Source organism: Kitasatospora sp. NPDC006697, from assembly GCF_042869935.1.
GTDB lineage: Bacteria > Actinomycetota > Actinomycetes > Streptomycetales > Streptomycetaceae > Kitasatospora.
The window spans coordinates 114,424-128,508 of the sequence record NZ_JBIAGU010000006.1 but is presented as its reverse complement, the minus strand read 5'-3'; the positions used below and the strand labels follow the sequence as shown (position 1 = coordinate 128,508).

11 protein-coding genes are annotated in these 14,085 nt (G+C 71.9%); 5 read left to right on the top strand and 6 right to left on the bottom strand.

The features are described from left to right. Positions 1 to 48: 48 nt before the first annotated feature. Together ACFYNO_RS10675 and ACFYNO_RS10670 are read left to right on the top strand one after the other, a co-directional pair. Positions 49 to 633 carry a hypothetical protein gene (locus ACFYNO_RS10675; protein WP_388008652.1) on the top strand — a complete coding sequence of 195 codons (585 nt, stop codon included), beginning with the start codon at positions 49 to 51 and terminating at the stop codon, positions 631 to 633. Between the two features lie 129 nt (positions 634 to 762). Beyond that, a complete protein-coding gene (locus tag ACFYNO_RS10670; protein ID WP_388008649.1) occupies positions 763 to 1,620 on the top strand; it encodes a DUF3097 domain-containing protein in 858 nt (285 codons plus the stop codon). Here ACFYNO_RS10670 and ACFYNO_RS10665 read toward each other — a convergent pair. From ACFYNO_RS10665 to ACFYNO_RS10650, 4 genes are all read right to left on the bottom strand, one after another. Next, on the bottom strand, positions 1,601 to 2,341 hold the full coding sequence (locus ACFYNO_RS10665) for a hypothetical protein (protein ID WP_388008646.1): 741 nt from the start codon (positions 2,339 to 2,341) through the stop codon (positions 1,601 to 1,603). The genes ACFYNO_RS10670 and ACFYNO_RS10665 overlap by 20 nt on opposite strands. Further along, complete coding sequence (locus tag ACFYNO_RS10660) at positions 2,338 to 2,976, bottom strand: RNA polymerase sigma factor (RefSeq protein ID WP_388008643.1); 639 nt, start codon at positions 2,974 to 2,976, stop codon at positions 2,338 to 2,340. Before ACFYNO_RS10660 ends, ACFYNO_RS10665 begins: the two co-directional genes overlap by 4 nt. 136 nt (positions 2,977 to 3,112) lie before the next feature. Next, positions 3,113 to 4,342, bottom strand: coding sequence for a radical SAM family heme chaperone HemW (gene hemW, locus ACFYNO_RS10655; RefSeq protein WP_388008640.1), 1,230 nt, complete (start codon positions 4,340 to 4,342; stop codon positions 3,113 to 3,115). 62 nt (positions 4,343 to 4,404) lie between these two features. Next, on the bottom strand, positions 4,405 to 6,318 hold the full coding sequence (locus ACFYNO_RS10650; protein WP_388008637.1) for an AMP-dependent synthetase/ligase: 1,914 nt from the start codon (positions 6,316 to 6,318) through the stop codon (positions 4,405 to 4,407). Between the two features lie 326 nt (positions 6,319 to 6,644). Here ACFYNO_RS10650 and ACFYNO_RS10645 point away from each other — a divergent pair, with 326 nt between their 5' ends. Beyond that, positions 6,645 to 8,378 carry an ABC transporter ATP-binding protein gene (locus tag ACFYNO_RS10645; RefSeq protein ID WP_388008634.1) on the top strand — a complete coding sequence of 578 codons (1,734 nt, stop codon included), beginning with the start codon at positions 6,645 to 6,647 and terminating at the stop codon, positions 8,376 to 8,378. Between the two features lie 71 nt (positions 8,379 to 8,449). Further along, positions 8,450 to 10,333, top strand: a complete 1,884-nt coding sequence (locus ACFYNO_RS10640) for an ABC transporter ATP-binding protein (RefSeq protein ID WP_388009147.1) — start codon at positions 8,450 to 8,452, stop codon at positions 10,331 to 10,333. A 75-nt stretch (positions 10,334 to 10,408) separates the two neighbouring features. Here the strand turns inward: ACFYNO_RS10640 and lepA are convergent, their stop codons facing one another. Continuing rightward, positions 10,409 to 12,280: a translation elongation factor 4 gene (lepA, locus tag ACFYNO_RS10635; RefSeq protein ID WP_388008631.1), complete on the bottom strand. Its 1,872-nt coding sequence runs from the start codon at positions 12,278 to 12,280 to the stop codon at positions 10,409 to 10,411. Between the two features lie 262 nt (positions 12,281 to 12,542). Here lepA and rpsT point away from each other — a divergent pair, with 262 nt between their 5' ends. Beyond that, positions 12,543 to 12,803, top strand: a complete 261-nt coding sequence (gene rpsT, locus ACFYNO_RS10630; RefSeq protein ID WP_388008628.1) for a 30S ribosomal protein S20 — start codon at positions 12,543 to 12,545, stop codon at positions 12,801 to 12,803. 264 nt (positions 12,804 to 13,067) lie between these two features. Here the strand turns inward: rpsT and holA are convergent, their stop codons facing one another. Next, positions 13,068 to 14,063 (bottom strand): DNA polymerase III subunit delta, encoded by a 996-nt coding sequence (gene holA, locus ACFYNO_RS10625; protein WP_388008625.1) that lies wholly within the window; start codon positions 14,061 to 14,063, stop codon positions 13,068 to 13,070. Positions 14,064 to 14,085 lie beyond the last annotated feature (22 nt).

Below are 14,085 nucleotides of genomic sequence, written 5' to 3'. Positions count from 1 at the left end.
CAGCGGCGGCGGCCGGGCGGTACCGAACCGATCTGGAAGGAACGACCTGTGGGATTCCTGGACGCGCTGCTCGGACGGAGCAAGCCGGTCCGTCCGGACCTGGACCAGCTCTTCGGCCTGCCCTCGGCGGCGCTGACCCTGGAGGCCGCCGCGGGCTTCACCCCGACCGGGCTGGGCTCGGTCTGCTTCGCGGCGGTGGAGGGCGGTGCCTTCGGCGAGGTGGAGCGGCAGGTGCGGGCGCTGCTGGACGCCGACACCCCCGAGGGCGGGGTGCCGGTGGAGGCCAGCCGGGACGGGTACGGCTACTCCTGGCTGCTCGCCCGCCACCTGCCCGAGGAGCTGCCGGAGCTGGTCAACGACCTGCACGCGGTCAACAGCGAGCTGGAGGCCAACGGCTTCGGCCCGCAGCTGCTCTGCTCCCTGGTGGGCTTCCGCAATGCCGAGGGCCAGTCGCTGGCCCTGGTCTACCTGTACAAGCGCGGCACCTTCTACCCGTTCGCGCCGATGCCGGGCGGCGGGGAGCGGCGGAACAGCCCGCTGGAGATCCAGGTGAAGGCGATGCTGGGGAACGACCTGCGGGTGGAGTCGGACCTCAGCCGGTGGTTCCCGGTCTGGGGCGCGCCCGGGCTCTGAACCGGTCCTGGAAGGCGGCGGTGCGCCGGTCCCGGGCCGGGGCCGGCGCACCGCCGGGTGGTTGTCCGCTGTGCAGGTGTCAAGGAGCGGTGCTGCCGCGGCTGACGGCACGTCTGGTTTAGTTCCGTCATGCGCAGCGCTCAGTACGGCCCGGATCTGACCCCGCCGTGGAAGAGGACGACGCCGGCCCCCGAGGTGGCCGCCGAGCGGGATCTGGTGGTGGAGGAGGTCGAGACGGGCTTCTGCGGCGCTGTGGTGCGCTGCGAGAAGACCGCCGAGGGGCTGACGGTCACGCTGGAGGACCGGTTCGGCAAGCACCGGGTCTTCCCGATGGTGCCGCGCGGCTTCCTGGTGGAGGGCCGGACGGTCACCCTGGTCCGCCCGGCAGCGGCCGCACCGGCCAAGGGGCCGGCCCGGACCGCCTCCGGATCGATCGCCGTCCCGGGTGCCCGGGCCCGGGTGGCCCGCGAGTCCCGGATCTACGTCGAGGGCCGGCACGACGCGGAGCTGGTCGAGCGGGTCTGGGGCGACGACCTGCGGATCGAGGGCGTGGTGGTCGAGTACCTGGAGGGCATCGACGACCTGCCCGCGATCGTGGCCGAGTTCGCGCCGGGCGGCGGCCGGCGCCTCGGGGTGCTGGTGGACCACCTGCTGCCGGGGACCAAGGAGCACCGGATCGCGCAGCAGGTGATGGGCGGCGGGGCGGGTGGCGGTTCGCAGGGCGGGGCGGTGCTGGTGGTCGGCCATCCGTTCATCGACATCTGGCAGGCCGTCAAACCGTCGAGCGTCGGCATCCCGGGCTGGCCCGACGTGCCCTACGAAGAGGTGTGGAAGGAGGGCATCTGCCGCCGGCTGGGCTGGCCGGTGGACCCTCCGGCGGCGTGGAAGCGGATCCTGGCCTCGGTGAACTCCTTTCGCGATCTGGAACCGGCACTGCTCGGGCGGGTGGAGGAGCTGATCGACTTCGTCACCCAACCGGGGAGCTGACGCCGCTCGGCGGGACGAGGCGGGTGTCCGGGTGCCCGGAGGGCGGGGCCGCGGGGACGCCGCTCACGGGGACCGGGCCCTGGACGGAGGTGTCCTCCACGCAGGCGGGGACGGTGGTGACCACCCGGGTGTAGAACAAGAAGGCCGTGGCGTTCCCGGGGAAGTGCTGGGTGCCGTGGATCAGCAGCAGCGTCTGCCCCGTGGGGATGGCGGCCGGATCGATCCGGACCGTCCCCGGAGCGTCGCCCGGGTGGGCCCAGATGCTCTGGGCCGAGGGCCCCTTGGGTGCCGGGGTGGAGCAGGCCCCCGGGACGGCGGTGGCCTCCAGGGCCACCGCGTTGATGCCGTCCGCCCGGAGCGCGGCGACGGCGGCCGGCAGGGCCGCCGGATCGTCGACCCGCACCGCCACCGTGCCGTCGGAGCCGCGGCTCACCGCGAAGGCGGCGGAACCGCCCTCGTCGGCGCTCAGGGCGCTCGGCAGGGCCACTGCGCCGACCGCGGCCGCGACCACCCCCGCCACGGCGAGCGGCAGGCGCCGGTGGCGGAACCCGGCGGCCAGGCGGAAGACCGGCCGGCCGGCCCGGAAGGCGTCGTGCAGCGGAGCGGCGGCCGGCCGCCGCTCCGCCTCCCTGGCCGCCGCCAGGAGGGCCAGCTGCTCGCCGAGGCGGCGCTCGAAGTTGCTGGTGGTGGGGCGCTCGGGCTGGTCGTCGGGGGTGTTCACGGCAGGGCCTCCAAGATGGGGTCGGACTTGCCAGGGGCGGGGAGGGCGGCGGCCGCGGCGGCCGGCCTCGGCTGCTCGGCGCGGAGCAGCCTGCGGGCGCGGTACAGGCGGACCCGGACGGTGGCCTGGGCGATGCCCAGGGCCTCGGCGGCCTCGGCCGTGCTGAGCCCGTCGATGGCCACCAAGTCCAGGACGGCGCGCAGCGGCTCGGAGAGGGCGGCATGGCGTTTCATCAGCTCGCGGGCGGCGCGCTGGGCGTCGATCCGCTCCTCCAGCGCGAGGATGTCCTCCTCGCTGGCGAGCTCCCGCCCGGGAAGCCGGCCGAGCGCGCCCAACTCCCTCGCCCTGCCGCGGGCGTGGTCGGTGATGACGTTCCGGGCGATGCCGATCAGCCAGGCGATCGGCTTGCCCTTCTCGGGCCGGAACTGGTCGGCGGCCACGAAGGCGGCGGTGAAGATGTCCGAGGTCAGGTCGGCGGCCAGGTGCGGATCGGTCACCCTGCGGGTGACGAATCCGAGGATGTCCTTGACGTGCTGTTCGTAGAAGGCGGCGAAGCCCTCCGAGGTGGTGAGGTCGGGCGGCGGTGCGATGGCACCACCGCCCACCAGAGTGGTGTCGCGATCACGGCTGAGCACTGGGGTCTCGCTCCCTGATCGGTGGGACCCCGTGGTCCCCTCACCCCTTCTTTGCCGATCGGCCCCGAAGCGTTTCATCGGCGGCGGGCCCCGACCCGCAGGGCAGCCCGCCCGGTCGGCGGAACCCGGCGCGCCGTCAGTCCACCAGGTCCCGCACCACCGCGTCCGCCAGCAGCCGCCCGCGCAGCGTCAGCGCCGCCCGCCCGGCCGCGAACGCCCCGCCCTCCAGCAGCCCGTCCGCCAGCGCCCGTTCGGCCGCCGCCCGGCCGGCCGGCGCCAGCAGCTCCAGCGGGCAGCCCTCGACCAGCCGCAGCTCCAGCAGGATCCGCTCCACCCGCCGGTCCTCCTCCCCCAGCACCTCGCGCCCCTGCCCCGGGGTGCGGCCGTCGGCCAGCGCCCGGGCGTACGCGGCCGGGTGCTTGGCGTTCCACCAGCGGGTGCCGCCCACGTGGCTGTGCGCCCCCGGCCCCGCGCCCCACCAGTCGGCGCCGGTCCAGTACAGCTCGTTGTGCAGGCAGCGGGCGGCCTCACCGGTGGCCCAGTTGGAGACCTCGTACCAGGAGTAGCCGGCCGCGCTCAGCGCCTGCTCGGCGATCAGGTAGCGGTCGGCGTGCACGTCGTCGTCGACCATCGGCAGCTCGCCGCGCCGGATCCGGGCGGCCAGCCGGGTGCCGTCCTCGACGATCAGCGAGTAGGCCGAGACGTGGTCGGGCCCGGCGCCGATCGCGGCGTCCAGCGAGGCCCGCCAGTCCTCGTCGGACTCCCCCGGCGTCCCGTAGATGAGGTCCAGGTTGACGTGCTCGAAACCGGCCGCCCGGGCCTCGGCCACGCAGGCCTCCGGCCGGCCGGGGGTGTGGTGCCGCTCCAGCACCCGCAGCACGTGCGGCCGGGCGCTCTGCATGCCGAAGGAGATCCGGTTGAAGCCGCCCTCGCGCAGCTCGGCCAGGTACGCCGGGGTGACCGACTCGGGGTTGGCCTCGGTGGTCACCTCGGCGTCCGGGGCCAGCCCGAACTCGTCCCGGACCGCCGCCAGCATCGCCACCAGGTCGCGGGCCGGCAGCAGGGTGGGGGTGCCGCCGCCGAGGAAGACGGTGCGCACCGGCAGCTCGGCCGCGCCCAGCACCCGGCGGGCCAGCCGGACCTCCTCGACCAGGTGGCTCGCGTAGTTCTCCTGCGAGGCGACCGCGCCGGAGCCGTGCAGCTCGGTGGCGGTGTAGGTGTTGAAGTCGCAGTAGCCGCAGCGGCTGGCGCAGTAGGGCACGTGCAGGTAGAAGCCGAACGGCCGCTCGCCCAGGCCGGCCAGGGCGTGGGCGGGCAGGGAGCCGTCGGTGGGCAGGGGTTCGCCGTCGGGGAGTGCGGAGGGCATGGCTCCATTGTCCGGCACGGCGGCGGTGCTCCCGTCCCACCCGGGGACGGGAGCAGCGGCGGTCACGCCTCGTTGGCGCCCGCGTACATCTCACTGACCTCGGCGGCGTAGACCCGCTCCACCACCGGCCGCTTGATCTTCAGGCTCGGGGTCAGCTCGCCGTGCTCGATGTCCAGGTCGCGCGGGAGCAGGGTGAACTTCTTGATCGTCTGCCAGCGCTGCAGCTCGGCGTTGAGCTTGCCCACGTAGCCCTCGATCAGCCCCCGGACCTGCGGCGAGGTGACCACCTCGCGGTAGGTCTTGCCGGTCACGCCGTGCTCGGCGGCCCAGGGCATGATCACCGGCTCGTCCAGGGTGATCAGCGCGGTGCAGAAGTTGCGGCCGTTGCCGATCACCAGGATGTTGCTGACGTACGGGCAGACCGCCTTGAACTTGCCCTCGACCTCGCTGGGCGCCACGTACTTGCCGCCGGAGGTCTTGAACATGTCCTTCTTGCGGTCGGTGATCCGCAGGTAGCCGCCCTGGGTGAGCTCGCCGATGTCGCCGGAGTGGAACCAGCCGTCCGCCTCCAGCACCTCGGCGGTCTGCTCGGGCAGGTTGTGGTAGCCGCTCATCACACCGGGGCCGCGGAGCAGGATCTCGCCGTCCTCGGCGATCCGCACCTCGCTGCCGGCGAACGGGATGCCGACGGTGCCGACCCGGAAGTCCTCGACCCGGTTGACGATGATGCCGGCGCTGGTCTCGGTGAGTCCGTAGCCCTCCAGCACCGGCACGCCGACACCGGCGAAGAAGTAGGCGATCTCGGGCGCGAGCGCGGCGCTGCCGGAGACGGCGCCGCGCATCCGGCCGCCGAAGGCCGCGCGGATCTTCGCGTAGACCAGCCGGTCGGCGATGGCGTGCTGCAGGGACAGGCCGAGCGGGGCGCTGTCCCGGCCGGTGGTGACCCGGTTCTCCTGGGTGACCTGGGCCCACTGCCGGGCGACCCGGGCGGCCCACATGAAGATCTTGTACTTGGCGCCGCCCTCGGCCCGGGCCTTGCCGGCGATGCCGTTGTAGACCTTCTCGAAGACCCGCGGCGCGGAGGCCATCACGGTGGGCTCGATCATCGGCAGGTTGTGGATGATCCGGTCCACCCGGCCGTCCACCGCCATCACGTGGCCGGTTCTGACCTGGCCGGCGATCAGCGACTTGCCGAAGACGTGGGAGAGCGGCAGCCACATGTAGTGGGTGTCGTCGGGGCGCAGCAGCCCGCTCTCCTCCTGGGCCACGCCCTGGTAGGACCAGGCGTCGTGGGAGAGCCGCACGCCCTTGGGCCGGCCGGTGGTGCCCGAGGTGTAGACCACGGTGGCCAGCTGCTGGGCGTCGATCCCCTCGACGGTGCGCCGCACGGCCTCCGGCTCGCGGGCCAGCAGCGCGCTGCCGCGCCGCTCCAGCTCGGTGAGCGCGATCACGGACAGCCCGTCGACGGCCGGCGCCTCGGCGGGCATGTCGAAGACGATCACGGTGGTCAGCTCGGGCAGGTTCGCCCGCTCGGCGACGGCCTTGGCGAGCTGCTTGGCATCCTCGGCGAAGAGCACGGTGCAGCCGGCGTCGGCGATGATGTAGCCGGTCTCGTCGGCGTTGGTGCTGGGGTAGACGGTGGTGACGGCGGCCCCGGCGCACATCACGCCCAGGTCGGCGAGGATCCACTCGACCCTGGTCGAGGAGGCCAGGGCCACCCGGTCCTCGGGGCGGACGCCCAGGTCGAGCAGTCCGGCGGCGATGGCGAAGACCCGCTCGGCGGCCTGTGCCCAGGTCAGCGAGTGCCACTGCTCGGCTCCCGGCGCACCGTCCGCCGCCTGCGCGTCGACCGCAACGGGGTACCGGTACGCCGGCTGGTCAGGTGTGGCCTCTACCCTGCTGAGGAACATGTGGGCCACGGAGGCCGGGCGCCCGGCGATCGTGTCGGAGCCGATGACGGACTGCGCTGTGCTCAACGGGACCTCCGGGGGACCTGGTGGCCGAGGGTGGACGCCGGACGAGGGGTGGGGGTGGGTCGTCCAACGGCTTGTTAACCGGCGAGTAATTGACTGGCGAGTAACAAGACTGCGGACAGCTTAGGCCCGTCAGGGCCCGAAGGTAAGGGGGCAGACTTCCTGACACACCAGGCCGGGGCCAGTGCAGGCCCCCGTGCGCAGGACCGCCGATCCGGTCACCGGACCACCGGGCGCCCGCTCCGAGCCCCCCGCGGGGCCCGTGCCGTACATACCAGAGGAACGAGAACGAGGGTGCGAATCCTCCCGCCGACAACGAGAGTGTCCGAGTGCTGATCCGAGTCCTCAGGGCCCATCTGGGGCCTTACAAACCACAGATCCTGGTGCTGATGCTGCTCCAGTTGATCTCCACGATAGCTGCGCTCTACCTCCCGACGCTCAACGCCGACATCATCAACGACGGCGTGATCAAGGGCGACACCGGCTACATCATGCAGACCGGCGGCGTGATGATCGGCGTCTCGCTGGTCCAGGCCGTCTGCTCGATCGGTGCCGTCTACTACGGTGCCCGGACCGCGATGGCGGTCGGCCGGGACATCCGCGCCTCGGTCTTCCAGCGGGTGCAGAGCTTCTCCGCCCGGGAGCTCGGCCAGTTCGGCGCGCCCTCCCTGATCACCCGCACCACCAATGACGTCCAGCAGGTGCAGATGCTGGTGCTGATGACCTTCACGCTGATGGTCGCGGCCCCGATCATGTGCGTCGGCGGCATCATCATGGCGCTCAACCAGGACGTGCCGCTCTCCGCCCTGCTGGTGATCCTGGTCCCGCTGCTCGGCTCGATCGTGGTGGTGCTGGTCCGCAAGCTCCGCCCGTCCTTCCGCAGCATGCAGGTGCGGATCGACTCGGTGAACCGGATCATGCGCGAGCAGATCACCGGCATCCGGGTCATCCGGGCCTTCGTCAAGGACGGCCACGAGAAGGAGCGGTTCGCCGGCGCCAACGACGACCTGACCGCCGTGACGCTGCGCACCGGCCGGCTGATGGCCTTCATGTTCCCCTCGGTGATGCTGGTGGTCAGCCTCGCCGGGGTCGCCGTCTCCTGGTTCGGCGCCCACCGGATCGCCTCCGGCGGGATGCAGATCGGTGCGCTGATGGCGTTCCAGTCCTACCTGATGCAGATCCTGATGAGCGTCATGATGGCCACCTTCATGTTCATGATGGTGCCGCGCGCCGAGGTCTGCGCCGAGCGCATCGTCGAGGTGCTGGACACCGAGAGCAGCGTGGTGGCGCCGGTCGCGCCGGTGACCGAGCTGCGCGCGCACGGCCACCTGGAGCTGCGCGGCGCCGACTTCCGCTACCCCGGTGCCGAGGCCTCGGTGCTGCGCGGCATCGACCTCGTGGCCCGGCCGGGCGAGACCACCGCGGTGATCGGCTCCACCGGCAGCGGCAAGACCACGCTGCTCGGCCTGATCCCCCGGCTCTTCGACGCCACCGGCGGCCAGGTGCTGGTCAACGGCACCGACGTCCGCGAGATCGCCCCCGACCTGCTCGCCCGCACCGTCGGCCTGGTCCCGCAGAAGCCCTACCTGTTCAGCGGCACCATCGCCAGCAACCTGCGCTACGGCCGGCCGGACGCCACCGACGAGGAGCTGTGGGCCGCGCTGGAGACGGCCCAGGCCCGGGACTTCGTCGCCAAGCTGGACGAGGGGCTGGAGGCCCCGGTGGCCCAGGGCGGCAGCAACTTCTCCGGCGGCCAGCGCCAGCGCCTGGCGATCGCCCGGACCCTGGTGCGCCGCCCGGAGATCTACCTCTTCGACGACTCCTTCTCCGCGCTGGACTACGCGACCGACGCCAGGCTGCGCGCCGCGCTCAGCCTGGAGACCGCGGACGCCACCGTGGTGATCGTCGCCCAGCGGGTCAGCACGATCCGCGAGGCCGATCGGATCATCGTGCTGGACGAGGGTGCCGTGGTCGGCACCGGCACCCACCACGAGCTGATGGCCGACAACCCGACGTACCGGGAGATCGTGCTCTCCCAGCTCACCGAGCAGGAGGCGGCGTGACCACCCCGCAGCGGCCCAGCCGCTCCCAGGAGGCGGCCGCCCGGCGCGGACCGGCCGGCCCGGGCCGTTTCATGAGCGGCCAGGGCACCGAGAAGTCGCTCGACTTCAAGAACAGCAGCCGGCGGGTGCTCGGCCTGCTCAAGCCCGAGCGGGCCACCATCGCGGGCGTGATGCTGCTCGTCGCGTTCAGCGTCGCCTGCAACGTCGCCGCGCCCAAGCTGCTCGGCCGGGCGACCAACCTGATCGTCCAGGGCGCGATCAGCCAGAAGTTCCACAGCCAGCAGCAACTGGACGCGGCGATCGCCCACGGCGGCAAGATGTCCGCCCTGCTGCGCTCGCTGCACCTGGTGCCCGGCAAGCCGATGGACTACGACGCCATCGGCGTCGTGCTGCTCTGGGTCGCGCTGATCTACGTGGCCTCGGCGGTCTTCGGCATCGTGGCGGGCCGGCTCACCGCGCTGGCGATCAACCAGACCGTCAACCGGCTGCGCGCCGACGTCGAGGCCAAGCTGTCCCGGCTGCCGCTGAGCTACTTCGACAAGCAGCCGCGCGGCGAGGTGCTCAGCCGGGTCACCAACGACATCGACAACATCGGCCAGTCCATGCAGCAGAGCATGGGCCAGCTGGTGAACTCGCTGCTCACCGTGGTCGGCGTGCTGGCGATGATGTTCTGGATCTCCTGGATCCTCGCGCTGATCGCGCTGGTCTCGGTGCCGGTCTCGATCGTCGTGGCGGCCCGGGTCGGCAAGAAGGCCCAGCCGCAGTTCGTCGCCCAGTGGGCCACCACCGGCAAGCTGAACGCACACATCGAGGAGATGTACACCGGCCACACCCTGGTCAAGGTGTTCGGCCGGCAGCAGGAGGCGGCCGCGGTCTTCGAGCGGGAGAACGAGGCGCTCTACACCTCCGCCTTCAAGGCCCAGTTCATCTCCGGCATCATCCAGCCCTCGATGTTCCTGGTCAGCAACCTCAACTACGTGCTGGTCGCGGTGGTCGGCGGCCTGCGGGTGGCGAGCGGCCAGCTCTCCATCGGCGACGTGCAGGCCTTCATCCAGTACTCCCGCCAGTTCAGCCAGCCGCTCACCCAGATGGCGAGCATGGCCAATCTGGTGCAGTCCGGGGTGGCCTCGGCCGAGCGGGTCTTCGAACTGCTGGACGCCGAGGAGCAGACCCCCGAGCCGGAGCACCCGCTGCGCCCGGCCGAGCTGCGCGGCCTGGTCTCCTTCGAGGACGTGGCGTTCCGCTACGACCCGCAGAAGCCGCTGATCGAGGACCTGTCGCTGAAGGTGGAGCCGGGCCACACGGTGGCCATCGTCGGCCCGACCGGGGCCGGCAAGACCACGCTGGTCAACCTGCTGATGCGGTTCTACGAGGTGACCGGCGGCCGGATCACCCTGGACGGGGTGGACATCGCCGCGATGTCCCGCGAGGAGCTGCGCTCCGGCATCGGCATGGTGCTGCAGGACACCTGGCTGTTCGGCGGCAGCATCGCCGAGAACATCGCCTACGGGGCCACCGGCGCCACCCGCGAGCAGGTGGTCGAGGCGGCGAAGGCCGCGCACGTGGACCGCTTCGTCCGGACCCTGCCGGACGGCTACGACACCGTGATCGACGACGAGGGCACCGGGGTCAGCGCGGGCGAGAAGCAGCTGATCACCATCGCCCGGGCCTTCCTGGCCCAGCCGTCGATCCTGGTGCTGGACGAGGCGACCAGCTCGGTGGACACCCGCACCGAGGTGCTGATCCAGCGGGCGATGGCCCGGCTGCGCAGCGGCCGGACCAGCTTCGTGATCGCCCACCGGCTCTCCACCATCCGGGACGCGGACGTGATCCTGGTGATGGAGAACGGGTCGATCGTCGAACAGGGCTCGCACCACGAGCTGATCGCCGCCGAGGGCGCCTACGCCCGGCTCTACCAGGCGCAGTTCGCCCAGGCCGTGGCCGAGCAGGACTGACGCCGGGGACGGCACGCGAAAGCCCGAGGGCCCGTCAGCTGGAAGCTGACGGGCCCTCGGGCTGCCGGGCGCCGGCTACTTCTTGGCGTCCTTGGGGGCCTCGGCGTCGGTGGACAGCGCGGCGATGAAGGCCTCCTGCGGGACCTCCACCCGGCCGACCATCTTCATCCGCTTCTTGCCCTCCTTCTGCTTCTCCAGCAGCTTGCGCTTGCGCGAGATGTCACCGCCGTAGCACTTGGCGAGGACGTCCTTGCGGATCGCGCGGACCGTCTCGCGGGCGATCACCCGGGAGCCGATGGCCGCCTGGATCGGCACCTCGAACTGCTGGCGCGGGATCAGCTTCTGCAGCTTGCCGGCCATCATGACGCCGTAGTTGTAGGCCTTGTCCTTGTGCACGATGGCGGAGAAGGCGTCCACCGCGTCGCCGTGCAGCAGGATGTCGACCTTGACCAGCTGGGCGGTCTGCTCGCCGATGGGCTCGTAGTCCAGCGAGGCGTAGCCGCGGGTCTTGGACTTCAGCTGGTCGAAGAAGTCGAAGACGATCTCGGCCAGCGGCAGGGTGTAGCGCAGCTCCACCCGGTCCTCGGAGAGGTAGTCCATGCCCTGGAGGTTGCCGCGGCGGGACTGGCAGAGCTCCATGATCGCGCCGACGAACTCGTTCGGCGCCAGGATGGTGCCGCGCACCACCGGCTCGTGGACCTCGGCGATCTTGCCGGTCGGGAACTCGCTCGGGTTGGTGACGGTGTGCTCGGTGCCGTCCTCCATCACCACCCGGTAGACCACGTTCGGCGCGGTGGAGATCAGGTCCAGGTTGAACTCGCGCTCCAGGCGCTCGCGGATGATCTCCAGGTGCAGCAGGCCGAGGAAGCCGCAGCGGTAGCCGAAGCCCAGCGCCACCGAGGTCTCCGGCTCGTAGACCAGCGCGGCGTCGTTCAGCCGCAGCTTGTCCAGCGCGTCGCGCAGCAGCGGGTAGTCCGAGCCGTCCAGCGGGTAGAGGCCGGAGAAGACCATCGGGCGCGGGTCCTTGTAGCCGCCCAGCGGCTCGGTGGCGCCCTTGACCATCGAGGTGATGGTGTCACCGACCTTGGACTGCCGGACGTCCTTCACACCGGTGATGATGTAGCCCACCTCGCCGACGCCCAGGCCCTCGGCCACCTTCGGCTCCGGTGAGATGACGCCGATCTCCAGCAGCTCGTGGGTCGCGCCGGTGGACATCATGGCGATCCGCTCGCGCTTGGTGAGCTGGCCGTCGACCACCCGGACGTAGGTGACCACGCCGCGGTAGGAGTCGTAGACCGAGTCGAAGATCATCGCGCGGGCCGGGGCGTTCTTGACGCCGACCGGGGCCGGGATGGTGTCGACGATGTGGTCCAGCAGGTCCTCGACGCCCAGGCCGGTCTTGGCGCTGACCTTGAGCACCGACTCCGGGTCGCAGCCGATGATGTGCGCGATCTCGGCCGCGTACTTCTCGGGCTGGGCGGCCGGCAGGTCGATCTTGTTGAGCACCGGGATGATGGTGAGGTCGTTCTCCAGGGCCAGGTACAGGTTGGCCAGGGTCTGCGCCTCGATGCCCTGCGCGGCGTCCACCACCAGGACGGTGCCCTCGCAGGCCGCCAGGGAGCGGGAGACCTCGTAGGTGAAGTCGACGTGCCCCGGGGTGTCGATCATGTTGAGGATGTGCGTGCTGCCCTCGTTGGCGCCGCTGCGCGGGGCCCAGGGGAGGCGGACCGCCTGCGACTTGATGGTGATGCCGCGCTCGCGCTCGATATCCATCCGGTCGAGGTACTGGGCGCGCATCTGCCGGGGGTCGACGACGCCGGTGATCTGCAGCATCCGGTCGGCGAGCGTCGACTTGCCGTGGTCGATGTGGGCGATGATGCAGAAGTTGCGAATCAGCGCCGGGTCGGTACGGCTGGGCTCTGGCACATTGATGGGGGTCGCGGGCACCTTGGTCCGATTCTCCGTGAGGTCCGGGGGCCGGACGCTGAGGTCCGATGGTCCGATCTCGTCCGATCGAGGGCCCCGTTCCGAAGACAGGGGTCGTTCCATATCCTCCCACGCCCCGGGGGGACCGTGCCGGTTTGGGGGCGCTGGGCGGGCCCTGGTACCGTAGGCGGCTGCACCGCGCTTCGGCATGCCCTCTCAGCTGGTCCGATGCGCACGGTGCGCACCCTGTTCCACTGATGACTGACAAGACTGAGGCACTTTCGTGGCGAACATCAAGTCCCAGATCAAGCGCAACAAGACCAACGAGAAGGCGCGCCTGCGCAACAAGGCCGTCAAGTCGGAGCTGAAGACCGCGCTGCGCAAGGCCCGTGAGGCCGCTGCCGCCGGCGAGACCGAGAAGGCCGTGGAGCTCGCTCGCGCCGCCTCGAAGAAGCTCGACAAGGCCGCCTCGAAGGGTGTCATCCACAAGAACCAGGCCGCCAACAAGAAGTCGGCGATCACCAAGCAGGTCGTCGCCGCCTGAGCATCGCGCTCCGGCTTCGGCAGCTGCGGTTCGAGCAGTACTGCTGAGCACCACTCCCAGCTCCACCGCCGCGGGACGCCTCCGGCCCTCTACCCGGACTCCCGCGACGCGCACCACCACGCACCGCACGCGGCCTGCGTTCGCCACGCGGGTGCGGTGCACAGCTTCACGAGAGGCGCTGCGCCTGGTCCCCTCCCCGGGGACCGGCGCGGCGCCTCTCGGCGTTTCCGGCGCTGGGGTGCGCGGCAGTGCCGCTGTGGCGCGTCAGTACTGGCGGGCGCCGGCGCGGGCGGCGCGGGCCACCGTGACCACGGCACGCTCCAGGGCGTAGGCCGGGTCGTCCGAGCCGCCCTTGACGGCCGCGTCGGCCGCCGCGATGGCGGTCAGGGCGGCGGCCACGCCGTCGCCGGTCCAGCCGCGCATCTGCTGGCGGACCCGGTCCACCTTCCACGGCGGCATGCCCAGCTCGCGGGCCAGGTCGGCGGGGCGCATCGAGCGGTCGGCGGTGGCCAGCCGGCCGATGCTGCGCACGCCGGAGGCCAGTGCGTAGGTGATGCCGGTCGGCGGCTGGCCGACGGCGAGCGCCCAGCGCAGCCGCTCCAGCGCGTCGGCCGCGCGGCCGGTGACGGCCAGATCGGCCACCTCGAAGCCGGTGGCCTCGGCCCGGCCGCTGTAGTAGCGGGCCACCACCCGCTCGTCGATCGGGCCCTCCACGTCGGAGGTCAGCTGGCTGCAGGCGGCGGCCAGTTCGCGCAGGTCACCGCCGAGGGCGTCCAGCAGGGCCTGGCAGGCCTCCTGGGTGGCGGACCGGCCGAGCACCTTGAACTCGCCGCGGACGAAGGCCAGCCGCTCCCCCGCCTTGGTCATCTTGGCGCACTGCACCTCGCGGGCGCCGGCCTTGCGGGCCGCGTCCAGCAGGCCCTTGCCCTTGGCGCCGCCGGCGTGCACCAGGACCACGATCACCTCGTCCGCCGGGGCGGCCAGGTAGGCCTTCAGGTCCTTGACCGAATCGGCAGCCAGGTCCTGGGCGGCCCGGACCACGATCACCTTGCGCTCGGCGAAGAGCGAGGGGGTGGTCAACTCGGCCAGGCCGCCCGGCTGCAGGGCGCCGGGGGCGAGGTCGCGGACGTCGGTGTCCGGGTCGGCCTGCCGGGCCGCGGCCACCACCTGGGCGACCGCGCGGTCCAGCAGCAGCTCCTCCTGGCCGACCGCGAGGGTCAGCGGGGCGAGCAGGTCGTCGGGTGCGCTCTTCCTGGCCATCGCGTACCAGCATCCCACGGGC